At 38.6% G+C, this 22043-nt stretch carries 23 protein-coding genes; 6 read left to right on the top strand and 17 right to left on the bottom strand.

The window, feature by feature from the left end; translation table 11 throughout:
* Positions 1 to 110: 110 nt before the first annotated feature.
* Both dhaS and dhaQ read left to right on the top strand, forming a co-directional pair.
* Positions 111 to 641 (top strand): dihydroxyacetone kinase transcriptional activator DhaS, encoded by a 531-nt coding sequence (dhaS, locus tag QM865_RS05195; protein ID WP_261091434.1) that lies wholly within the window; start codon positions 111 to 113, stop codon positions 639 to 641.
* Positions 638 to 1627 (top strand): DhaKLM operon coactivator DhaQ, encoded by a 990-nt coding sequence (gene dhaQ / locus QM865_RS05190; protein WP_414306173.1) that lies wholly within the window; start codon positions 638 to 640, stop codon positions 1625 to 1627. The genes dhaS and dhaQ overlap by 4 nt, the downstream gene beginning before the upstream one ends.
* A 203-nt stretch (positions 1628 to 1830) precedes the next feature.
* Here the strand turns inward: dhaQ and QM865_RS05185 are convergent, their stop codons facing one another.
* The 4 genes from QM865_RS05185 to QM865_RS05170 all read right to left on the bottom strand — a co-directional run bounded on the left by QM865_RS05185 (position 1831) and on the right by QM865_RS05170 (position 5058).
* The gene (locus QM865_RS05185) at positions 1831 to 2370 is read right to left on the bottom strand and encodes a ClbS/DfsB family four-helix bundle protein (RefSeq protein ID WP_414306172.1); all 540 of its coding nucleotides are present in this window, start codon (positions 2368 to 2370) and stop codon (positions 1831 to 1833) included.
* A 57-nt stretch (positions 2371 to 2427) separates the two neighbouring features.
* A complete protein-coding gene (locus QM865_RS05180) occupies positions 2428 to 2922 on the bottom strand; it encodes a YkgJ family cysteine cluster protein (RefSeq protein ID WP_000031466.1) in 495 nt (164 codons plus the stop codon).
* Between the two features lie 133 nt (positions 2923 to 3055).
* A complete protein-coding gene (ptsP, locus tag QM865_RS05175) occupies positions 3056 to 4789 on the bottom strand; it encodes a phosphoenolpyruvate--protein phosphotransferase (protein WP_020902391.1) in 1734 nt (577 codons plus the stop codon).
* Positions 4790 to 4794: 5 nt separating this feature from the next.
* Positions 4795 to 5058: a phosphocarrier protein HPr gene (locus tag QM865_RS05170; protein ID WP_000146947.1), complete on the bottom strand. Its 264-nt coding sequence runs from the start codon at positions 5056 to 5058 to the stop codon at positions 4795 to 4797.
* Positions 5059 to 5408: 350 nt separating this feature from the next.
* Between QM865_RS05170 and nrdH the strand changes: the two genes are divergently transcribed.
* The 4 genes from nrdH (at position 5409) to QM865_RS05150 (ending at position 9935) form a co-directional block, all read left to right on the top strand.
* On the top strand, positions 5409 to 5627 hold the full coding sequence (gene nrdH, locus QM865_RS05165; protein ID WP_000259240.1) for a glutaredoxin-like protein NrdH: 219 nt from the start codon (positions 5409 to 5411) through the stop codon (positions 5625 to 5627).
* A gap of 80 nt (positions 5628 to 5707) precedes the next feature.
* Positions 5708 to 7867: a class 1b ribonucleoside-diphosphate reductase subunit alpha gene (nrdE, locus tag QM865_RS05160; protein WP_265528299.1), complete on the top strand. Its 2160-nt coding sequence runs from the start codon at positions 5708 to 5710 to the stop codon at positions 7865 to 7867.
* A 194-nt stretch (positions 7868 to 8061) separates the two neighbouring features.
* Positions 8062 to 9024 carry a class 1b ribonucleoside-diphosphate reductase subunit beta gene (gene nrdF / locus QM865_RS05155; RefSeq protein WP_000451386.1) on the top strand — a complete coding sequence of 321 codons (963 nt, stop codon included), beginning with the start codon at positions 8062 to 8064 and terminating at the stop codon, positions 9022 to 9024.
* 143 nt (positions 9025 to 9167) lie between these two features.
* Entirely contained in the window at positions 9168 to 9935 is a 768-nt protein-coding gene (locus QM865_RS05150; protein WP_261030540.1) for a DeoR/GlpR family DNA-binding transcription regulator, read from the top strand.
* A 105-nt stretch (positions 9936 to 10040) separates the two neighbouring features.
* Here the strand turns inward: QM865_RS05150 and QM865_RS05145 are convergent, their stop codons facing one another.
* From QM865_RS05145 to QM865_RS05085, 13 genes are all read right to left on the bottom strand, one after another.
* Positions 10041 to 10298: a DUF3884 family protein gene (locus QM865_RS05145; protein WP_261030544.1), complete on the bottom strand. Its 258-nt coding sequence runs from the start codon at positions 10296 to 10298 to the stop codon at positions 10041 to 10043.
* Positions 10299 to 10339: 41 nt separating this feature from the next.
* Positions 10340 to 11746 carry a 6-phospho-beta-galactosidase gene (lacG, locus tag QM865_RS05140; protein WP_261030549.1) on the bottom strand — a complete coding sequence of 469 codons (1407 nt, stop codon included), beginning with the start codon at positions 11744 to 11746 and terminating at the stop codon, positions 10340 to 10342.
* A 463-nt stretch (positions 11747 to 12209) separates the two neighbouring features.
* A complete protein-coding gene (locus QM865_RS05135; RefSeq protein WP_414306171.1) occupies positions 12210 to 13901 on the bottom strand; it encodes a lactose-specific PTS transporter subunit EIIC in 1692 nt (563 codons plus the stop codon).
* Positions 13901 to 14218: a PTS lactose/cellobiose transporter subunit IIA gene (locus QM865_RS05130; protein ID WP_153193776.1), complete on the bottom strand. Its 318-nt coding sequence runs from the start codon at positions 14216 to 14218 to the stop codon at positions 13901 to 13903. Before QM865_RS05130 ends, QM865_RS05135 begins: the two co-directional genes overlap by 1 nt.
* Positions 14219 to 14253: 35 nt before the next feature.
* A complete protein-coding gene (locus QM865_RS05125; RefSeq protein ID WP_203175455.1) occupies positions 14254 to 15090 on the bottom strand; it encodes a PRD domain-containing protein in 837 nt (278 codons plus the stop codon).
* Between the two features lie 232 nt (positions 15091 to 15322).
* On the bottom strand, positions 15323 to 16303 hold the full coding sequence (gene lacD, locus QM865_RS05120; protein WP_001229114.1) for a tagatose-bisphosphate aldolase: 981 nt from the start codon (positions 16301 to 16303) through the stop codon (positions 15323 to 15325).
* A 1-nt stretch (position 16304) separates the two neighbouring features.
* Positions 16305 to 17234, bottom strand: coding sequence for a tagatose-6-phosphate kinase (locus tag QM865_RS05115; protein WP_261097514.1), 930 nt, complete (start codon positions 17232 to 17234; stop codon positions 16305 to 16307).
* Between the two features lie 10 nt (positions 17235 to 17244).
* Entirely contained in the window at positions 17245 to 17760 is a 516-nt protein-coding gene (gene lacB, locus QM865_RS05110; RefSeq protein WP_045611527.1) for a galactose-6-phosphate isomerase subunit LacB, read from the bottom strand.
* 30 nt (positions 17761 to 17790) lie between these two features.
* Entirely contained in the window at positions 17791 to 18216 is a 426-nt protein-coding gene (gene lacA, locus QM865_RS05105; RefSeq protein WP_000029277.1) for a galactose-6-phosphate isomerase subunit LacA, read from the bottom strand.
* Between the two features lie 286 nt (positions 18217 to 18502).
* On the bottom strand, positions 18503 to 19399 hold the full coding sequence (locus tag QM865_RS05100) for an aldose 1-epimerase family protein (RefSeq protein ID WP_173304066.1): 897 nt from the start codon (positions 19397 to 19399) through the stop codon (positions 18503 to 18505).
* A gap of 98 nt (positions 19400 to 19497) precedes the next feature.
* Positions 19498 to 20973 carry a PTS galactitol transporter subunit IIC gene (locus tag QM865_RS05095; RefSeq protein WP_153225885.1) on the bottom strand — a complete coding sequence of 492 codons (1476 nt, stop codon included), beginning with the start codon at positions 20971 to 20973 and terminating at the stop codon, positions 19498 to 19500.
* Positions 20974 to 21019: 46 nt separating this feature from the next.
* The gene (locus QM865_RS05090) at positions 21020 to 21325 is read right to left on the bottom strand and encodes a PTS sugar transporter subunit IIB (RefSeq protein WP_000590547.1); all 306 of its coding nucleotides are present in this window, start codon (positions 21323 to 21325) and stop codon (positions 21020 to 21022) included.
* Between the two features lie 38 nt (positions 21326 to 21363).
* On the bottom strand, positions 21364 to 21840 hold the full coding sequence (locus tag QM865_RS05085) for a PTS sugar transporter subunit IIA (RefSeq protein WP_000521974.1): 477 nt from the start codon (positions 21838 to 21840) through the stop codon (positions 21364 to 21366).
* Positions 21841 to 22043: the final 203 nt, after the last annotated feature.

Genomic DNA, 22043 nt, shown 5'->3' with positions numbered 1-22043 from the left:
TATATTTTTTATCGCTGAATGATAAGGGACAGATTCTATTATTTGTCCCCTTTTAAACCCGTTTAAAACATTTTTTTGGTAAAATGAAGTAAGTAAAAGAAAGGTTTCCTATGGCATCATCACTTATTACAAAAAAACGGATTGCCAAGGCATTTAGAGACCTATTAGCTACTAGAGAATTTGATAAAATCTCCATTGTAGATATTATGGAATCAGCTGGCATTCGTAGACAGACCTTTTATAATCACTTTCTTGACAAATATGAACTGCTAGACTGGATATTTGAAAATGACTTAACCGAGTATATCACCAATAACTTAGACTTTATTTCGGGCAAAAAACTATTACAAGAATTATTTTTTTATTTCGAACAAGAGCGTGACTTTTATATTCAACTTTTTGATATTCAAGGGCAAAATAACTTCTATGACCAATTTATCAGCTACTGTCGCTTGCTTGTATCAAAAATTTTAAGAGAATACGGTCAGATTGATATCGATTCATCTGCTTATACTTGTTTTTTGTTAGACTATCATTCACATGCTCTAGCAGAGATCGTGAAGGCTTACGTCAATAAAAAAAGTCCAGTTCCACAACCAGACTTTCTAATCATGACAATTATTGGAAAGAGACCACAATGACATTTATTTCAAATCATAAACAGAAAATTATTTCAAGTTACATTTCGGCAACTGTCAGCAGTCATCCTGAATTAGAAAAACACCCTACCTTACCATTAGTCTATCAAAAAAATCGCAATCCTTATCAGGTTCCAATATTGTCGGGTGGAGGTTCCGGTCACGAACCTGCGCATATTGGATATGTGGGAGAAGGAATGCTTACCGCTGCTATCTATGGCCAATTATTTACTCCTCCTACAAGAACTGAAATCTTAGAGTCCATTCGTTTTTTAAACAATGGTCACGGTGTCTTCATCATTGTAAAAAATTTCGAAGCAGACATCAAAGAATTTAGCTGGGCCATTAATACTGCTAGACAAGAAGGAATTAAGGTCGGCTATAGTCTAGCACACGACGATATTTCAATTGAACCTCGCAATAGATTTCAAATTAGAGGAAGAGGGCTTGCAGGGACTATTTTACTTCATAAAATTCTAGGATATGCAGCTCAAAATGGTGCCGACATCGAGCAACTAACTGATTTAGGTCATCAGCTTGCTCCCGAAATCGCAACAATTGGCTTTGCAACGAAATCGGCTAGTCTCCCCCAAGTCACTCTTCCACTATTTAACTTGGAAGAAGGAAATATTTCTTATGGTATTGGGATACACGGTGAAGAAGGATATCGTATCGTCCCATTTCAATCATCGGAAATCCTTGCAAATGAAATTATAAGTAAATTAAGATTACACTATCATTGGAAACGTGGTGATCAATTTATATTGCTTGTAAATAATCTAGGCACTACTACCAACCTAGAAATGGGCATATTTCTCAATGATCTCCTTCAACTCTTAGAAATTGAAGGAGTCACTATTACCTTTATAAAATCAGGAACATTTATGACCAGTCTAGATATGGCAGGTATATCCGTAACACTTTGCCCCGTAAAAAATAAACAGTGGTTAGAAGCGCTCAATGCTCCAACGACAGCTTTTGCATGGTAATTTGCTTGTATAACTCAAAAGGGCTACATCACTTGATAGCCCTTTGATTTTATCTTATACTCAATGAAAATCAAAAAGCAAACTAGGAAACTAGCCGCAGGCTGTACTTGAGTACGGCAAGGCGACGTTGACGCAGTTTGAATTTGATTTTCGAAGAGTATTACGTTTAAAAGAACTCATTCTTTCTATTTCAAATAGGCCATCTATCCCTTACAATTCTTCCGATGAGCTTTGAGTTTTTTCAGAGCCCAATCATAATGACTGGAGGTGTTACTGACAAAGTAAGAACCTAGACTTGTCCCTCCCGTCCACTGATAGATACCTTTGGCAAAGAGTTCGTCATTGCTAAAAACTTCTATCAACTCTAAAACCTCTTTATGTGATTGTTCTAAGAGTCTAGTCGCTTCCTCTAAGGACGTTTTCTGGTGCTTCTTCCAAAAAACGACATTCATTTCTCCATAAGTTTTCCAATTATAAGGTTCAGGAAGAAAAGGTCTTTCGTGACCTTTTTGATTAGAATGTACCCAAGTCAAAAGTAACTGCTGCCATTCATAAAGATGGATCAAGACATCCCGTAGATTTTTATCCCTTTTCCAGTGAGCTTCTTTTTTCTTTGGGTCCCTTGAAAAATCAAATGGAGTCTGTAGCTCATCTTCACTTAGTTGGGAGATGAAACGATTGAGCTTTTCATAGTTTTCCTTAGAGGCCAGCATTAGCTCCTCTTTTGTTTTCGGTCTAGGCACAGGAGTACTCCCTTCATATTACTAGTTATTATTAGAGATTTTTTATCCTTTAAATCTCTATAACTTATCCTTTAATTTCTCAACAAAGAGATAGGCTGCTGGACAGGTCAAAGTATTCTTAATCGTCAAATGGTTGATTTGATGGATCTTTTTGCGATCTGTATGGGGGAACTCTCGACAGGCCTTTGGACGAACGTCATAGATGGAACAAAGATTATCTCCTCCTAGAAAGGGACAAGGCATGGATTTAAAAACCTTATCCCCATCTTCATCTACCTGCAGAAACTCCGCTTCAAAAGCTGGTAATTTCATCTTAAAATACTTAGCAATCCGTGTGATATCCGCTTCTTTAAAGTCAGGTCCCAATGTCTTGCAACAGTTGGCACAGGCAGTGCAATCAATTTCCTCAAAAACTTCTTGGTGAATCTGCTGGGCTATCTTGTCTAGGTTTTTAGGAGGTTTTTTCTTTAGATTGGCTAAAATTTTACGGTGTTCCTTTTGCTTTTGCAAGGCTAGCTGGTGGTAGTACTCAATATCAATTTCTTTAGACATGGTTTCTCTCTTATTCTATTTACTTCCCCTTATTATATCATGCCTCTGTTCCATTGAAAAGTGTACTTTATAAGACTATACTATTCCCGAATGTATCAAAAAACCTTGCAACTAAGTTACAAGGTTAATGACATTAATCGAAGTTAACGTATTCTTTTTGAAGTTCAAGAACTTCTTCCATTGTTGAACACTCTGTAAGGGCACGGTTAGCGTACTCTTCCATCTTAGCAGTATCCAATTTCTTCATCAAGCTACGTGTACGAAGTACTGATGTTGCTGACATAGAGAACTCATCCAAGCCCATTCCGACAAGAAGTGGAACAGCTTTTTGGTCACCAGCCATCTCACCACACATACCAGCCCATTTACCTTCAGCGTGAGCTGCCTTGATAACGTTGTTAATCAAGCGAAGGATTGATGGGTTATATGGTTGGTAAAGGTATGAAACTTGTTCGTTCATACGGTCTGCCGCCATTGAGTATTGGATCAAGTCGTTTGTACCAATTGACATGAAGTCTACTTCTTTTGCAAATTGGTCTGCAAGCATCGCTGCTGCAGGGATTTCAATCATGATACCAACTTGGATATCATCCGCAACTGCAACACCTTCAGCAAGAAGGTTTGCTTTTTCTTCTTCATAAACTGCTTTAGCTGCACGGAATTCTTTCAAGAGGGCAACCATTGGGAACATGATACGCAATTGACCATGAACAGAAGCACGAAGAAGGGCACGGATTTGTGTACGGAACATTGCATCTCCAGTTTCAGAAATAGAGATACGAAGGGCACGGAATCCAAGGAATGGGTTCATTTCATGTGGCATATCGAAGTAAGGAAGTTCCTTATCTCCACCGATATCCATTGTACGAACAACCACTGGTTTACCATTCATTCCCTCAAGAACAGCCTTGTATGCTTCATACTGCTCATCTTCAGTTGGGAAGTCTTGAGAATCCATGTACAAGAACTCTGTACGGTAAAGTCCAACAGCTTCTGCACCGTTGTTGTTAACACCTTCAACGTCTTTTGGAGTACCGATGTTAGCAGCCAACTCGAAGTGTTTACCGTCAGCAGTCACTGTTTGAGCATCTTTCAAAAGTGCCCATTCAGCTTTTTGTTTAGCATAAGCTTCACCAGCTGCTTTAAATTCTGCCGCTTGTTCATCTGTTGGGTTGATAATCACTTCACCAGTAATTCCGTTAACGGCAAGGATATCGCCGTCTTTCACTACTTCAGTGATGTTGTTTGTTCCCAATACAGCTGCAATTTCAAGTGTACGTGCCATGATAGCTGAGTGGCTTGTACGTCCACCGATATTTGTTACAAAAGCTTTTACAAAGTTTTTGTCCAATTGAGCTGTATCAGATGGTGTCAAGTCATGCGCAATTACGATTACTTCTTCATTGATAGAAGCTGGGTTTGGCAATTTTTTACCAAGAAGGTTTGCCAATACACGTTTTGTCACGTCGCGGATATCCGCTGCACGTTCTTGCATGTATGGGTTGTCTTCCATGCCTTCAAAGATAGTGATGAACATGTCAGTCACCTCTTTAAGACCTGCTTCTGCGTTGACTTTCTTAGCACGGATTGTTTCTTTGATCTGACCAATCAATTCTGGGTCAGAAAGAACCATCAAATGAGCGTCAAAAACTTGAGCCGCTTCTTCACCAAGCGTACCTACAGCTTTCTCACGGATAAGAGAAAGCTCGTTTTGAGAAGCTTCAAGAGCTACATCCAAACGAGCCTCTTCTGCGTTTGTATCTTCGACTGAAACAGTCTCGAATGACAAATCCGGTTGAACGAGTAGATATGCTTTTGCAACTGCAACACCGTCAGATGCCGCGATTCCTTTAAGCATTTCTGTCATTTTCCTTATGCCAATCCTTCTTTTTCCATTGTTTCTGAGATTGCAGCGATAGCGTCATCTGCATCTGCACCTTCAGCTGAGATAGTTACGTCAGCACCTTGGCCAACACCAAGACTCATAACACCCATGATTGATTTAAGGTTAACTGATTTACCTTTGTACTCAAGAGTGATATCTGAAGCAAATTTGCTAGCAGTTTGTACCAACAATGTTGCTGGACGTGCGTGAATACCTGTTTCTGCCACTACGTGGAAATCTTTAGAAGCCATAGTTTGACTCTCCTTTTGTTCTTTCTTTTTTGAGTTATATGTGATAACCCTTACAATTTGGTATTATATCATCTTCTAGGATTTTTTTCAAGCATTTTATGGGATTTATTCAATTTCCTTTCAGATAACTTGCTGAAAATCTTCTATCCTAGATGACAAAACACAGGATATAGTTTTCCAAAAAACAACTTATAGGATAATTATCACTATTTCGCAAAGCAAACACTACATATTGTGTTTTGTTTAGCTGTGTATAAAAACAAACCACTATATTTAGTTTTAAATCGTTGACAAAATTTCAATTTCTGATATACTAAGAAAGTAATCTATTTTGAAAGAGGAGTTACACAATGGTAACCGTTTATTCTAAAAACAACTGTGTCCAATGTAAGATGACCAAACGTTTCTTGGACAGTAATAATGTCGCTTATCGCGAAATCAATCTTGATGAGCAACCTGAGTACATCGATCAAGTTAAAGAGCTCGGTTTCAGCGCAGCTCCTGTTATCCAAACACCAACTGAAGTCTTTTCAGGTTTCCAACCAGGAAAACTGAAACAATTAGCATAATCTTAGTACATCATCCAGAAGAAACTGCTTCTAGGGCTAACTTAGAAGCCTTTCTTTTGTAATTAGATAAGGGAAATTTTATGGGATTAAAACATCTTGAGGACGTGACCTACTTCCGTCTCAATAACGAAATCAACCGTCCTGTCAATGGACAAATCATGCTTCATAAAGATAAGGAAGCCTTGGATGCTTTCTTTAAAGAAAATGTCGTTCCAAACACTATGGTTTTTGATTCAATCAAAGATAAAATCAACTACCTCATTGAACACAACTACATCGAAACAGCCTTTATCAAGAAATACCGTCCAGAATTTTTGGAAGAATTGTCGCAATTTATCAAAGATCAAAATTTCCAATTCAAGTCTTTCATGGCAGCTTATAAATTTTACAATCAATATGCCTTGAAGACAAACGACGGTGAATATTATCTTGAAAGTATGGAAGACCGTGTCTTCTTTAATGCGCTTTATTTCGCCGACGGTGATGAAGCCGTTGCAATTGATATTGCCAATGAAATCATCCACCAACGCTACCAACCTGCTACTCCTTCCTTCTTGAATGCTGGACGTGCTCGTCGTGGGGAGTTGGTATCCTGTTTCTTGATTCAGGTCACAGATGACATGAACTCTATCGGACGTTCTATCAACTCTGCCCTTCAACTTTCACGTATTGGTGGTGGTGTGGGAATTACTCTCAGCAACCTTCGTGAAGCTGGTGCACCTATCAAAGGTTATGAAGGAGCAGCTTCTGGTGTCGTACCAGTTATGAAACTCTTCGAAGACAGCTTCTCTTACTCTAACCAATTGGGGCAACGTCAAGGTGCCGGTGTTGTCTACCTCAACGTCTTTCACCCAGATATCATCGCCTTCCTTTCAACTAAGAAAGAAAACGCTGATGAAAAAGTTCGTGTTAAGACACTTTCACTTGGTGTTGTAGTACCAGATAAATTCTACGAATTAGCACGTAAAAATGAAGAAATGTACCTCTTCAGCCCATACTCTGTAGAACTTGAATACGGTGTGCCATTTAACTACATCGACATCACTGAAAAATACGATGAACTAGTCGCAAATCCAAATATCCGCAAGACAAAAATCAAGGCGCGTGATTTGGAAACTGAAATCTCTAAATTGCAACAAGAGTCTGGCTACCCTTATGTCGTCAACATTGATACGGCTAACCGTGCAAACCCAGTTGATGGTAAGATTATCATGAGTAACTTGTGTTCTGAGATTCTTCAAGTCCAAGAACCAAGCTTGATCAACGATGCTCAAGAATTCCTGCAAATGGGAACGGATGTTTCATGTAACCTTGGTTCAACCAACGTAGTCAACATGATGACTTCACCTGATTTTGGTCGTTCTATTCGTGCTATGGTTCGTGCCCTTACTTTCGTTACAGATAGTTCGCACATCGTAGCTGTTCCTACCATCGACCACGGAAATAGCCAAGCCCATACCTTTGGTCTTGGTGCTATGGGACTTCACAGCTACCTTGCCCAACAATTGATTGAATATGGATCGCCTGAGTCTGTTGAATTTACAAGCATCTACTTCATGCTTATGAACTACTGGACTTTGGTTGAGTCAAACAATATCGCGCGTGAACGTGGTATTACCTTCCACAACTTTGAAAAATCAGACTATGCTAACGGAAGCTACTTTGACAAGTATATTACAGGCGAATTTGTTCCAAAATCAGACCGTGTTAAAGAACTCTTCAAAGATGTCTTTATTCCAAGCGCTGCTGACTGGGCTGAACTTCGCGAAAAGGTTCAAGCAGATGGTCTTTACCATCAAAACCGCCTTGCTGTAGCTCCAAATGGTTCTATCAGTTACATCAATGACGTTTCTGCTTCTATCCACCCGATTACGCAACGTATCGAAGAACGCCAAGAAAAGAAAATCGGTAAAATCTACTATCCTGCTGCTGGCTTGTCAACAGAAACCATTCCTTACTACACTTCTGCTTACGACATGGATATGCGTAAAGTGATTGATGTTTACGCTGCTGCGACTGAGCACGTAGACCAAGGACTTTCACTCACTCTCTTCATGCGTAGTGACATTCCAAAAGGTCTTTACGAATGGAAGAAAGAAAACAAACAAACGACACGTGACTTGTCTATCCTTCGTAACTATGCCTTTAACAAGGGTATCAAGTCTATCTACTACGTCCGTACCTTTACAGATGATGGTGGAGAAGTCGGTGCTAACCAATGTGAAAGCTGTGTGATTTAATCTTTGCTTGAGGAAACTACATTTTCTCAGATAAGTGATTCATTCACCCTGCTAAACTAAACTGGAATAAGCATCTATACTATGAAATAACAAAAAGTCGGGCTTCCGACTTTTTGTGCGATACTCCTCTAGAATTATGATAAAATAGAGATAATTGTGAGTTCGCAATACTAAACACAGAAAGAGATTTCAAAATGGAAACTTACTACAAAGCCATTAACTGGAATGCCATCGAAGATGTCATCGACAAATCAACCTGGGAAAAACTGACAGAGCAATTCTGGCTCGACACTCGTATTCCCTTGTCAAATGACTTGGATGACTGGAGAAAGCTATCAAATGTAGAAAAAGACTTAGTTGGAAAAGTCTTTGGTGGTTTAACACTTCTCGATACTATGCAATCTGAAACTGGGGTTCAAGCCCTTCGCGCAGACATCCGTACACCCCATGAGGAAGCTGTTTTCAATAACATCCAATTTATGGAATCTGTCCACGCTAAATCTTATTCATCAATCTTTTCTACCTTGAATACTAAGGCTGAGATTGAAGAAATTTTCGAATGGACCAATACCAATCCTTACCTACAAAAGAAGGCTGAGATCGTCAACGAAATCTACCTAAACGGTAGCCCACTTGAAAAGAAAGTTGCCAGCGTCTTCCTTGAAACCTTCCTCTTCTACTCAGGTTTCTTCACTCCCCTCTACTACCTCGGTAATAACAAACTAGCCAACGTTGCGGAAATCATTAAATTGATCATTCGTGATGAGTCTGTTCACGGAACCTACATCGGTTACAAATTCCAACTCGGTTTCAATGAATTACCTGAAGAAGAGCAAGAAAAACTCAAAGAATGGATGTACGACCTTCTCTACACTCTTTATGAAAATGAAGAAGGTTATACAGAAAGTCTCTATGATGGTGTTGGTTGGACGGAAGAAGTCAAAACCTTCCTTCGCTACAATGCCAATAAAGCTCTCATGAACCTGGGACAAGATCCACTCTTCCCAGATTCAGCAGATGATGTCAATCCAATCGTTATGAACGGTATTTCAACAGGAACATCCAACCACGACTTCTTCTCTCAAGTCGGAAATGGTTACCTTCTTGGTGAAGTTGAAGCTATGCAAGACGATGACTACAACTACGGTTTGGACTAAGGTCATCTATTTTATAAGTGATAAAAACATCATGGTTTGTTTAAAATAACCATGATATTTTTGTTTTTGTTTTCTTTTGTTTTTTTAAATTGATTGATTGTATACTTTATGATAAAATAGTAATAGAAATAGAGGTGATAACGATGTTAAAGCAGGAAAAACTAGATAATATTCTAGAAACGGTAAATACAAAGGGAACTATTACTGTAAAAGAAATCATGACTCGCTTGGATGTATCAGATATGACTGCTAGACGCTACTTGCAAGAGTTGGCAGACAAGGATCTACTTGTTCGAGTACACGGGGGAGCTGAGAAAATTCGCACAGGTTCCATTTTAAATAATGAACGTTCCAATATCGAAAAACAAAGCTTACAAATCGCAGAAAAACAAGAAATTAGCCGTTTTGCAGGCCATTTAATTGATGAGGGTGAAACTATTTTTATCGGCCCTGGTACGACCTTAGAATCTTTTGCCCGTGAACTTCCAATTGATAATATTCGTGTTGTAACAAACAGTTTACCAGTCTTTCTCATCCTAAACGAACGAAAACTAACAGATTTGATTTTAATTGGTGGAAACTACCGCTCTATCACTGGAGCCTTTGTGGGAACACTAACCTTGCAAAACTTATCCAATCTTCAATTTTCTAAAGCTTTCGTTAGCTGTAATGGTATTCAGGACAATGCGATTGCGACCTTTAGTGAAGAGGAAGGTGAATCCCAACGCATCGCCCTCAACAATTCCAATAAAAAATACTTACTAGCTGACAATAGTAAGTTCAATAAATTTGATTTTTATACCTTCTACAATATCTCTGATATTGATACCATCGTTTCAGACTCTAAACTGAGCAAAGAAACCTTCGAACAACTTTCAAAACAAACAAAAATTATCCTTTCTAAACCATAAAACTGAGAATTGATAAAATATAAAATGCGTCATATCAAGAAAATAAGAATCTTGATATGACGCATTTTTTTGATGAAGATTTTTACAAAGAGTTTCCTAGATTCTTTATGGTTGTTGAAACGGCATAAAATCTGAATCAAAGGAGATATTATCCCGTTCTTCAGGACTGATAAAATTTAAAAAGATATTTTTAAACTCTTCCAGCTCATAGTCTGAATGGCAAATCCATTCTTTACCGGTAGAGACATACCATTTCCCAAGTTTTTTCAGTTCTTCATTCGTCAAACAAGGTATTTGAGAACATTTATCAAAATTGATAATATAAACTTTTTCATAAATAGATTGGATAAAATCTTTGAACATCTTTTGCCTCACTATAATTCTATATCTAATTACTAATTCTACTAGTCTATAATCTGACTTTCCGCTACTTTCTTGTACCAGTGAGCTGATTTCTTAGGATAACGTTCTTGGGTTTCAAAGTCTACATAGAAGAGACCGTAACGTTTTTCATAACCGTTTGACCATGAGAAGACATCCATTAATGACCAAATGAAGTAACCTTTTACATTTGCTCCATCTGCAATAGCATCAGACAAGACTTCCAAGTGTTGTTTCACATAATCAATACGGCCATCATCGTAAACAGTGTTATCGACGAACTCATCTTTATAACCAAGTCCATTTTCAGTGATGTAGATTTTCTTATAGTTAGGATAATCTTTCTTCACGCGCATGATTTGGTCATACAAACCTTGAGGGTAGATAATCCAATCCCAATCCGTACGTGGTACATAGTCAGGAGCTACACGACGACCAACACCTTTGATTTGGTATTTAGAGCTTCCTTTTTCACCCTTACCATTATGGATGATTTCAGTTTCTCCATCAAATGCTTCCATCCAATCACTCATATAGTAGTTAATTCCTAGGAAGTCATTCAAGTCTTTTGCGGCTTCTAATACTTCGAAATCTTCTTCACGAAGATCTAAGCTACCACCATTGGCAGCCAAGATAGCCTCTACCCCTGCCAGAGTCTTTTCAGAGTAGTGACCCAGATAAGTTGCATCCAAGATAAATTTGTTATGGATAATGTCCTCCAACTCTGCCGCAATAACATCTGCAGGATTTTCAGGATCTAAAGGATACTTGGTTGGCAGAGCGTGAACAACACCAATTTCACCTTTATAGCCTTTATCTTTATATAGTTTCACAGCGCGTGCATGAGAAACCATCATATTGTGGTGCGATTGGAAAACTTTGGCAAGGTCGTACTGAATACCTGGAGGGAATTTACCAACCAAGTATTGACCATCACCGATTGGCCCAATTTCATTAAAGGTTGTCCAATAGTTTACTTCTGGGAATTCTTCAAAACAGAAAGCCGCGTAGTCTACAAAGTGTTCAATGTTTTCACGGTTTAAAAAGTCGCCATTTGAGTGGAGAGCTTCTGGTGTGTCAAAGTGATGAAGAGTTACAAAGGGCTCAACGTGACGTTTGTGACACTCTGCAAATAGATTATGATAAAATTCAACACCTTTAGCATTTACTTGGCCATAACCAGTCGGGAAAATACGTGACCAGGCAATAGAAATTCGAATACCATTGACACCATACTCTTCTGCCAACTTGAGGTCAACTGGATATCGATTGTAAAAGTCACTGGCTGGTTCTGCAGTGTACCAGTAATTATCTTCAAGATATTTATCCCACGCAACTGGTCCTTTTCCATCAGTATGTGTAGCACCTTCTGCTTGATAAGCAGCTGTTGCGCCACCAAAAATAAAGTCTTTTGGAAGTGTTTTTGTCATTTTTTTCACCTATTTCTTGATTTAAAATAAAGTAAAAGTGAGAGGAGAGGAGTCAGTGAGCCATCCTTCTCCATCTCACTTCTTGTACCGAGTCACCAAATTGTGACATGAGGAGGTAAAAACGATATCTTTTTACCGACGAATTAATAAGGCGATTAGGAAATTCGCCATAGCGATTTCCGTAACGATAGGAGACTATTTCAGGGTCCCTAGCCTTAATCGAATTGTGACATGAGGAGGTAAAAACGATATCTTTTTACCGACGAATTAATAAGGCGATTAGGAAATTCGCCATAGCGATTTCCGTAACGATAGGAGACTATTTCACAGTCCCTATTATTAATCGAATTGTGACATGAGGAGGTAAAAACGATATCTTTTTACCGACGAATTAATAAGGCGATTAGGAAATTCGCCATAGCGATTTCCGTAACGATAGGAGACTATTTCATAGTCCCTATCGTTAATCGAATTGAGCTTGTACGAATGCAAGAGCACCTTTTCCATCACGGGTTAATTTGATGTATTGAGCGCCTTCTGTTTTCGCAAGTTTAATACCGAGTTTATCTGTTTCTGCTTTCATATCTTCAAAGTTTGAAGCAACTTGAGGGGCAAGGATAACAAGATCAAACTCTGGCAACATTTCACGGTGAGCACCATAGCCACCTGCTGCTGCTTTCACAGGAACATTGTATTCTGCAGCTGCCTTGTTCAAAGCATTTGCAAGGAGACCACTTGTACCTCCACCTGCACAGAGAACGAGGACATTTGTTTCTTCAGTGATGGTATTTTGTGCTGCATCGACACCCGCTTTTTCAAGAATAGCATCTGCTTTTGCAGTGTTGAAGTTTGCAGCAACTTTTTCTTTCAATTCATCATTAGAATTACCTGAACGTTCTTCTTCAAGAATTTGTTCATCATATACTTTAAGGAATGGGTAGTAAATTACTACGTCAACCACGATTAGAAGAGCAGCAAGAATGAATGATAGAACTTGGAAGTTCGTGCCAAGAACTAGACCTAGTGGAGCTGGAGTTGTCCATGGTAGATTAGCAGTAAATGAGTTCATTCCAAGTGTTTCAATAAAGAATTTGAAAATCCAAACGTTTGCGATAGGGGCAAAAATAAATGGAATGAAGAAAATCGGGTTCAATACAAGCGGTGCACCAAACAAGATTGGTTCATTTACACCAAAGAATGTTGGAACTACTGAAGCACGACCAATTGCACGGTTACGTTTAGATTTTGTTAACCACATGAACATGAATGGAACAACCAGTGTCGCACCAGTACCACCCATGGTAACGATAAACATTTGTGTACCAGAAGTAAGAATCTTGTCAGCGTGCATACCTTGTTGAAGAAGGTTCAAGTTGACTTCGGCATTTGCATAGGTAATAGCTGCGATAGCAGGCTCAACGATAGATGGACCATGGATACCAACAAACCAGAAGAAGGCAAAGGCACCAAAGATAATCGTAATACCTAGATAACCATCAGCAGCAGAGAATAATGGTGCAAAGAATTTACCGATTGATTCTGCTACGCTAGAACCAACAAAATGACGTGCTAATAAGTCAAGAGCATAAAGAGAAACAACAGATAGAGTGAATGGAATCACATCTTTAAAGACTTGTGAGATATTTGGTGGAACTTCGTCAGGCATACGAATAGTGACGTTGTTCTTAACACAAACCTTATAGATAGCTACAGTAACAAAGGCAGCAAGGAAGGCTGAAAGCAAACCTTTTGTCCCCAAGAATTCAGTAGCTAGACCATTTTCGATAGGATCAGCTGCCAACATCAACAAACCAACAATCGCTGCTAACAGTGTTGACATATAGTTGATTTGATTGGTTTTCTCCATGCTACGGTTTACTGAGTCGGTCAATGACTTAGCTGTTGTACCAGCTACCAAGAGAGCCAGAATACCCATTGAATAGCTGTAAGGTTTCATAAGAAAGGCTACAACTTCATCAGACCATTTAAAGCCCCATGAGTTTGGTACAAAGGCAATCAAGATAAAAATACTTGAGAAGAGAATAACAGGCATACCTGCAATGAAACCATCACGAATAGCACGAAGATAGATATTACGAGATAATTTCTCAAAGAAAGGTTTTCCTTTCTCGATAAATGCAATTAGTTTATTCATTATTTAACTCCTCTCTTATAAAGTTCGATTAAGTGGTGCATCAAATCTTTTAACAAGACAGTTGTCATCAAGTGGTCTTGGCCATGCATCATGGTCACACTATACGCTAAGTCCTCACCAGAAGCTTCCTTAGTCAATAGACTTGTTTGCGCGTGGTGTGCCTCTGCGATACAGCTACCAGCTTCCTCTACCAGAGCGTCCGCTTTTTCAAAATCACCAGCTTCAGCAGTCTTCAAGGCTTCCAATAGTTTTGAACGAGCATCGCCAGCATAGGCTACGATTTCAAAACCTAACAATGTTACTTCTTCTCTATTCATGATAGAATTCTCCTTATATAGTTTTAATTAAATTTTTATGACAATAAACGTTGGATATGTAGAACTAGATAAACTCGTTCACTTTTATACAAATCAAGACCCGTATGTTGTGTAATCACATCATAGATTTTGGAACCAATCTCGAAGGCTTTTGGATAGGATTGTTTAATATGATCTTCCATATCCAGAAGTGATTGGTTATCATCTCTAGATCTGTCTAAATAATCCAAGAAATAATTCAAATGAATCATAAAACGATCATAGAAATGGTTATTCTCTTTAGTTCGTTGAATTGCATAGTCCGTTAAAACTTCTTCAACATTCCTGAGAATTTCTTTCCTCTTATCAATCGACTCCACAAGTTCCACTTCATTTTCACCTTCGGCATTAATGAAATGATAAGCAATCCGAATAATTTCGTCCTCAGGAAAATGATCGGTCAGTTTTTGACGATAAATTTCAAATGCTTCATTTGCGATTTGAAAAGCAACAGGATACTTAGCGGAAATATCTGGTAGATTACTATCCTTGTACCTTCCTTGTGCTAGAGCTTGGTAAGAACAGTAAATATGATCTGTCAAGGTTACGTAGAGATACTCTTGAATCGGATAATGATATTTCTTTGATAGCTTATCAATGATTTCATAGGTCACTGTGATAAAATCAAGCGGAACATCTTTGAGAAGAGCCATAAAGTTTTCTCTTGACTCTTCGGTCTTCATCCGAAAGATTTTCTCAACCTGATGTTCAGCAATCAAATCCCCTTTCTTCTTTCCAAATGTAATCCCCTTACCAATCACAATCACTTCTTCTCCTTTATCATTTCTGACAAGCGAGACATTGTGATTCATTGGATTTAGAATTCGATACATGTAAACCTCCTTTTATATCTTAAAGGTATATGAGTATAAAAAATGACCACAAATGAACTAGAAAATCATCCGATTTCTAATTCACCTGTGATCATGCCTAATATTACTTAGTAACACTCACCTTGTATTAACTTGTGATTTAAGTATAGCACAAGTAAGTTATTTTGTAAACCTTTACATACAACTTTTTTAAATTTTTTTAGATTCATGTTCCTAACCTAGAAGGACTTGCTTACACGCGTTCTTTCCATGAAGTCGCTGTTGTTTGAAGAACTTTATTGAGCTCATCAATGTTTTCAAATCCAGTTGTGCGAAGCCATTCACGAGCTGCTGCTTCACCATCTTTGATATAAGCTTCAACTGATCCAGCCCATGTAGCACGGCCACAAAGAACTCCATTGAAGTTTGCACCTGATTCATGAGCAAATACAAGAGTATCTTGGAAAAGTTTAGCTGATACACCAGCACTCAAGTAGATATATGGCAAGTTAGTTGCTTCATCTTGTGCTTTGAAGAATGCTGCTGCTTCTTCACGTGTGTAAACTACTTCACCCTCAGCGAAGCCTTCAACATATTTAATGTTAACAGGAACTTCTACTTTCAAGACATCAATGTTAAAGCGTGGGTCTGAGAAGACTTTCATAGCACCGATAACTTTGTGTGGTTTTACTTTCGCGTATTCTACAGAACCAGCGTCAGCAATTTTTTCATCGTAAGCAAGGATTTCAAGGAAGAATGGGATATCTTCAGCCACACATTCAGAACCGATACGTTCGATGTAAGCTTGTTTTTCTTGGTTGAGTTCGTCTGAGCTATCTACATCATAGTAAAGCAAGAATTTAACTGCATCTGCACCTTCTTCTTTAATACGTTTTGCAGACCAAACATCCAAGCAGTCTGGCAAGCGTTTTGTACTTGTTGTATCATAACCTGTTTTTTCATAAGCAAGGAGAAGACCAGCTTTTTCATCAAGAGCTTTAGTTGCTGGAAGTCCATACTCAGGGTCAAGAAGCATAGATGAAGCGTATTTAGTCAATTCATCTGCTACCAAAACTTTAAGTTCTTCCATTTGAGCCACTGTTGGTTCTTCTGTTTGGTGTTGAGCCATGAGGCGTTTCAAAGCACCACGTTGGTCAAATGCAAGAGCTGAGATGATACCATTTTCATCAGAAAGTTTTTCTAAGCGTGCACGTTTTTGTTCTGTTAAAGCCATTTTATACCTCTTTTACTATTAATTGATCATATAGAGCTTGATAGTTGGCCATGTTGACATGACCAGTCATTTTTTCTTGAGCATTGAGCATACCAAGGACATTTGCCTTGATGAGTAATGCTGCATCCGATTCTTTGTGAAGCAGTCCTGAAGAAATTCCTGCCACAGTAGAGTCTCCAGATCCGACAGGGTTGACCACCTGAATTCTAGGAATATCTACCTTGTAGAAAGTGTCACCATGTTTGGCAAAAGCACCGTTGGCACCAAGTGAAACGATAATCCATTCAATACCTGCAAACAAAGGTTCTTGAAGTACTTCTTTTAATTCATCCAAATCCTCAGAAACTTCTCTTCCAAGAAGCTGAGATAATTCCTCATTATTTGGTTTGATGACTGTTGGTTTATGTGGTGATTCAAGAACAGCCTGAAGTGCTGCACCAGAGCAGTCCAAGACAACAGGTTTGCCAGCTTGATTCGCAAGTTCTACCAAGCTCGCATAGTAATCAACTGGAAGGCCAGCTGGGAGACTACCTGAAATAGCTACTACTTCAACTGACTCCAAGAGTTTTTTGAAATGTTCCAAAAAGTCTTGACCTTCCTGTTCCAATACTTCAGGACCTTTTTCAAGAACTTCTGTTTGATTGTCTCCGTGAAGAATAGCGATACAGTTACGAGTTTCTCCCTGAATAGAGAAGAAATCTTTCTTAACGTTATCATCGATATTTTCAACCAAAAACTCACCAAGTTTGCCACCAACTAAACCAGTAGCAAGAACAGAATCCCCAAATTCTGAAAGTACTCGAGTAACGTTTAGTCCTTTACCACCAGCAGTTTTGGTTACATCCACCACACGATTGACAGTATCAATCTTCAACTCATCCAAAGGATAGGAAATATCGATGGATGGGTTCATTGTGACTGTTAAAATCATAGGTCACCTCTTAGTCGTGGTATTCTCCGCGATCCCATTTTTCAAGGAATTCAGTGAAGAAGTTTGCGTCTGTTTGTTGAGCATTGTGACTTTCAACGTGTTCAATTTTCGCAATCAATTTTTTGTTTTCTTCAGATGGTTTGTATTCAGCATGGATGAAAGCTTCGATGATGTCACACATGAGCAATTCACCAGTAATCTTACCACCAAAACCGATAACGTTGGCGTTCAATTCTTCTTTAGCATAAAGAGCTGTTGTCATATCACGAACCAAGGCAGAACGGACACCTGGAACTTTATTTACAGCGTTGTTGATACCAACACCAGTACCACAGATACATACTCCAAGATCAGCTTGACCGCTAGTTACAGCTTCACCAACTTTTTTACCAAAGATTGGGTAGTGAGTACGTGTGTGGTCATAAGTACCAAAGTCAATGACTTCATATCCTTTTGATTTCAAAAATTCTGAAACCGCCATTTTTTCATCTGTTACGATGTGGTCACATCCAATTGCAATTCTCATTTTTAACTTACCTTTCTTACTGTAATCTAATTAGCACATTTTGTTCAACATATCAACACGAATTTGGTGACGACCACCGTCGTATTTACCGTTAACAAATCCTTTAGCAATGTTTTTAGCCAATTCATCACCAACAAGTTGTGCACCCATAGTGATCATACGTGAGTTGTTGTGTCCACGAGTCATATAAGCTGAACGTTCGTCAGATACTTCTGCAGCAACCATTCCTTTGATCTTAGTTGCGACCATAAATGGACCAGCTCCATAAGCATCAATCACGATACCAAGGTTTTGTTCTTCTTTGTTTACTTCTGCAGCAACAGCAAGAGTCACATCAACAAAGTCTTGACCTTCAGCTGTAACATCCACAACGTGGAAGTTTTCTTTTTCCAAGAAGTCTTTCACAACTTCTTTCAATCTCAAACCTGCAGCATCTGCACCGATAACAATAGACATATTGTATACTCCTTTTTATTTTTCTAGGCTAGTAAAACCTTTTATAGTTAGCAGTTTAGCTACAAAAAGCTTTCTAGCAGTTTATTGACAAATTGGATTGAATGAGATGAATGACACCTTATTCAAGTTTAGGAAACCAGTTTCCTAGAAATAATCCTTCTCCACGAAAGAAAATATAACAAGCGATTATTTGTTTGTTACAAACATCATTTGTTGCTTACAAACATAATATACTCCTATTTACCGAAAAAGTCAACAGTTAATGTTTGTTTTTGTGTTTTTTTAACTAAAAAATTTCGATATCAAAACCAATTTGATCCACTTGACCAGGTTCTAGGAGACGAACATTCTTCTTATCTTCTAGATGATCTCCTTCTTCAAGAGATGTTGACAAACCTGACCATGGTTCAAAAGCAATGAAAGGTCCCTTATTCAAAGTTGACCAGATAATGAGATTTGAGAACTCTGCAAAGTGCACTTTCAACCCTTTATCATGTTTACGAGAACGAAGGGCAATTGTTCTAGATTGCAATTCATCTAAGGTGACTGCATCTGTACTGAAAAGATCATAGCTGAGGTCTAATTCTTTTTGACCTTCTAACCATGGACTTCTATCTTGGAAATCCAACATACCTGTTTCTGGGAAAGGGCGTGGAACAGAGCAAGTCTCTTCTTTCTCAAACTCTAAATAGTAGTCTTCATAGACTTCATCATCAAGTAGAGGACAATTAAAGCCTGGATGTCCACCAATAAAGTAAGGCATGACCTTGCTAGTTTCTTTATTGAAAATCTTGTATTGAGTCCGTACTGTCTTACCAGTAAGGATATAAGTGATTTCTAGGCGGAAATGATAAGGGTAGTTCTGATAGCTATTCTCATCGTCTTCAATTGCAAAAGTTACACTCTTGTCTGTCTGTTCAACTAATTCAAATTCTTTCTTACGAACCAAACCATGACGAGGAATGCTCCCTTTACTTTCTTGTCCCTTCTCATCTATATAGAGGGCTGTATCATCCCTCAATGAACCACAAATGGGGAATAGAACAGGAGCTTGTCCACTCCAATAAGTGGCATCCCCTTGCCACAAATACTCAAGACCTTCAGCATCTTTTATAGAAGAAAGAGCCCCGCCAAAACTGTTAAATTGAACACTTAATTGTTCTGATTTTAATTCAATTACCATTATTTTCTCCGATTTCTTGATAGTTTATAAAAAACTAGGCTGTCACTCCTAATGGTATGACAACCTAGTTTCAACAATTTACATTTTATAGGAGCGCATTATTTTGCTTTTGCTGCGTACTCTTCGTTACGTTTGATCATTTGTTTTCTGTACCAAGCAAAGATACCGATATAGAATACAAGGAAGACTACAGCACCAAGGATTGCTTTGATATCACCTGTTGTAGTGTTACCAATTGTCCAACCAAGAAGTTTTTCGATTGGTCCTTCAAGAGTTGAGTGAGTGATCAATTGAGTTTGGCTCACACCTTCTGGGAAGGCACCTACACCTTTAGCAAGTTCTGTTGCAAATGGTGCGATAAGTGTACCTGAAAGAAGGAAGAGTGGCAACAAGAGTGTTCCGAAGATAATCATACGGAGCAATTTACCACGTGTTACAACCAAGAGAGCTGGAGTAACACCCATAGCGATGATACCTGCAAGTGGCAAGATACCATTTCCGACTTTTGAAAGAAGCACAGCTTCAACCAACATAATTGGTGCAAGTACGTTTGCACAAGCCCAAACTTCAGCACGACCAGCGATGAAAGGCCAGTCAAGACCGATGTTGAATTTACGTCCTTGAAGACGTTTAGTAGCAACGTTTGTAATACCTTGTGAAAGTGGCTCTACGGCAGCGATGAACCATGAACCGATAAGTGAGAAGAGTTCCAAAGACACACCAGCTGTCAAACCAAGAGACAACCAACCTTTAATAACTAATTGCCAGTTTGATGCATCTTCTACGCCAGCAACTGGATGTGGAGTACCCATCAAACCGATGACGATACCAAGGATGAAACCGATGAAGAATTTAGATCCCCAGAAACCGATTTTCTTGTTCAATTTAGCAGCATCAAAGTCATATTTATCAAGACCTGGGAAGAATTTTTCAAAAATCTTATCCAAAACCATGATAACTGGGTTCATCATGTAGTTCATGTGAGTTGAAGTCATTGGTGATGAACTTGGTGCGTTAAGAAGATCGTCGAATGTAGGTTTCATCAAATCAGAGTTGATAATTTTAAGAACCCCAACAAGAACAACTGCTGCAGTCGCAATGAAGAGTGAAACTCCTTGGCTAACGCCATTGTTGTCTGCATACCATTTAATCAAAAGACCTGTGATAGACAAGTGCCAGATATCGAAGATATCAACGTCAAGTGTATCAGTTTTCTTCATAGCAAGCATCACTACGTTGACAATCAACATGATGAGCAAGAAGTAAAGTGTCCAAGCAGATCCCCAAGTGATTGTAGCAAGCGGTGCCCAACCAACGTCGGTGATGTTCAATTGAATACCAGTATTTTCAACGAATTTTGCAAGTGATGCTGAGAAAGCACCATTTAGCATACCGATGATAGCACCGATACCAGTAAGAGCGATGGCAAGTTTGATACCACCTTCAAGCGCTTTGGAGAATTTCACTCCAAAAAGTAGAGCCAATACTGTCAAAATGATCAACATGATGATCGGTCCACCCATATCCAAGATAGGTTTGAACAGCTTATTGGCTAGTTCGATAATGACATCCATAATAGTTCCTCCCTTTTTATGTTATATGAATGTTAACAAATTAAAATTAGCTTAACCCGTGTTCTTTAATGGCTGCTTCAATATTGTCAAATACTGGAGCACTCATAGCTGGGATACGGAATAAGATTGGTCCAGCTTCGATAACTGGAATACCTGGGTCAAAACCAAGGTCTGTAGCAGCAATTGGTGTGAAGATATCATAACCTTTGATAAGATCTTCGTTAACGTCTTTGACCATAACTGCATCACAGTGGACATCAAAACCGCGGTTTGAAAGTTCTTCTTCAAGAGCACTTTTAATTTGGTGGCTTGAGTTAACACCTGCACCGCAGGCAGCAAGAATTTTTATCATATGGATTTCCTCCGATTTAATATTTTTAATAGACAAGATTAAGCGATTGCTTCAGCGATATAAGCATAGAGGGCTTCAGGTTCAGAAATTTTTGATAGGTCTTCAAGATGACCATTTCCAGTAAAGAAGTCCATCAACTGAGCAAGAATGTTCGTTTGACTTGAACTTGAGTTATTAATGATAAAGAAGAGCAAGGATACTTCTACTTCCTTATCTGGCGCAATCATATTGTGGAAAGTCACCGGTTTCTCTAATCGAACGACCACAACTTTTTCGGCAAGATTATGAACAATATCTGTGTGAGGAATAGCCACATTCGGCAAATCCTTACCCAAAAATTCCATATCTAAGCCAGTTGGAAATGACTTTTCACGCGTGATCAAGGCTTCACGATAAGTTGGAGTTACGATTTCCCGTTCTTCCAATAAAGTTGCAACCTGATCAAAGAGATGTTCTTGATTATCCGCTTCTAAGCAAAACACAAGGTTTTTGTCAAAGAAATGATCTAATCCCATAAGGTTTTTCCCTTCTTTCCATTAACTTTATGCTATAAGTATAACACTATATGAAACCGTTGTCAATGTTTTTCTGTTGTTTTTTGTCCCTTTTTTGATTATTTTGTTTATTTTTTATCTTTACAATCAAAACAAACGTTTAAAACAAACACTTTAAACGATTTAATCCTATTATAAATGCAAAAAAACAGGCCTATTTAAGC

Origin of the sequence: Streptococcus mitis (genome assembly GCF_047462815.1) — a bacterium.
Taxonomy (GTDB): domain Bacteria; phylum Bacillota; class Bacilli; order Lactobacillales; family Streptococcaceae; genus Streptococcus; species Streptococcus mitis_DO.
Note: the sequence above shows the minus strand (reverse complement) of the source record. Positions and strands in the feature narration are given on the sequence as shown.

Excerpts from the sequence above, each read along its gene's own strand:
- nrdH (WP_000259240.1), top strand. The coding sequence starts at position 5,409 with ATGGTAACCGTTTATTCTAAAAACAACTGTGTCCAATGTAAGATGACC.
- QM865_RS05180 (WP_000031466.1), bottom strand. The coding sequence starts at position 2,922 with ATGTCTAAAGAAATTGATATTGAGTACTACCACCAGCTAGCCTTGCAA.
- QM865_RS05145 (WP_261030544.1), bottom strand. The coding sequence starts at position 10,298 with ATGTTCAAAGATTTTATCCAATCTATTTATGAAAAAGTTTATATTATC.
- lacB (WP_045611527.1), bottom strand. The coding sequence starts at position 17,760 with ATGAGAATTGCAATTGGATGTGACCACATCGTAACAGATGAAAAAATG.
- nrdE (WP_265528299.1), top strand. The coding sequence starts at position 5,708 with ATGGGATTAAAACATCTTGAGGACGTGACCTACTTCCGTCTCAATAAC.
- lacA (WP_000029277.1), bottom strand. The coding sequence starts at position 18,216 with ATGTCTATTGTTATCGGTGCAGATGCTGCAGGTTTGAGATTGAAAGAA.
- QM865_RS05130 (WP_153193776.1), bottom strand. The coding sequence starts at position 14,218 with ATGAATAGAGAAGAAGTAACATTGTTAGGTTTTGAAATCGTAGCCTAT.
- QM865_RS05135 (WP_414306171.1), bottom strand. The coding sequence starts at position 13,901 with ATGAATAAACTAATTGCATTTATCGAGAAAGGAAAACCTTTCTTTGAG.
- QM865_RS05125 (WP_203175455.1), bottom strand. The coding sequence starts at position 15,090 with ATGTATCGAATTCTAAATCCAATGAATCACAATGTCTCGCTTGTCAGA.
- lacG (WP_261030549.1), bottom strand. The coding sequence starts at position 11,746 with ATGACAAAAACACTTCCAAAAGACTTTATTTTTGGTGGCGCAACAGCT.
- QM865_RS05085 (WP_000521974.1), bottom strand. The coding sequence starts at position 21,840 with ATGGGATTAGATCATTTCTTTGACAAAAACCTTGTGTTTTGCTTAGAA.
- QM865_RS05100 (WP_173304066.1), bottom strand. The coding sequence starts at position 19,399 with ATGGTAATTGAATTAAAATCAGAACAATTAAGTGTTCAATTTAACAGT.
- ptsP (WP_020902391.1), bottom strand. The coding sequence starts at position 4,789 with ATGACAGAAATGCTTAAAGGAATCGCGGCATCTGACGGTGTTGCAGTT.
- QM865_RS05150 (WP_261030540.1), top strand. The coding sequence starts at position 9,168 with ATGTTAAAGCAGGAAAAACTAGATAATATTCTAGAAACGGTAAATACA.
- QM865_RS05090 (WP_000590547.1), bottom strand. The coding sequence starts at position 21,325 with ATGATAAAAATTCTTGCTGCCTGCGGTGCAGGTGTTAACTCAAGCCAC.
- QM865_RS05095 (WP_153225885.1), bottom strand. The coding sequence starts at position 20,973 with ATGGATGTCATTATCGAACTAGCCAATAAGCTGTTCAAACCTATCTTG.
- dhaS (WP_261091434.1), top strand. The coding sequence starts at position 111 with ATGGCATCATCACTTATTACAAAAAAACGGATTGCCAAGGCATTTAGA.
- dhaQ (WP_414306173.1), top strand. The coding sequence starts at position 638 with ATGACATTTATTTCAAATCATAAACAGAAAATTATTTCAAGTTACATT.
- nrdF (WP_000451386.1), top strand. The coding sequence starts at position 8,062 with ATGGAAACTTACTACAAAGCCATTAACTGGAATGCCATCGAAGATGTC.
- QM865_RS05115 (WP_261097514.1), bottom strand. The coding sequence starts at position 17,234 with ATGATTTTAACAGTCACAATGAACCCATCCATCGATATTTCCTATCCT.
- QM865_RS05170 (WP_000146947.1), bottom strand. The coding sequence starts at position 5,058 with ATGGCTTCTAAAGATTTCCACGTAGTGGCAGAAACAGGTATTCACGCA.
- lacD (WP_001229114.1), bottom strand. The coding sequence starts at position 16,303 with ATGGCTTTAACAGAACAAAAACGTGCACGCTTAGAAAAACTTTCTGAT.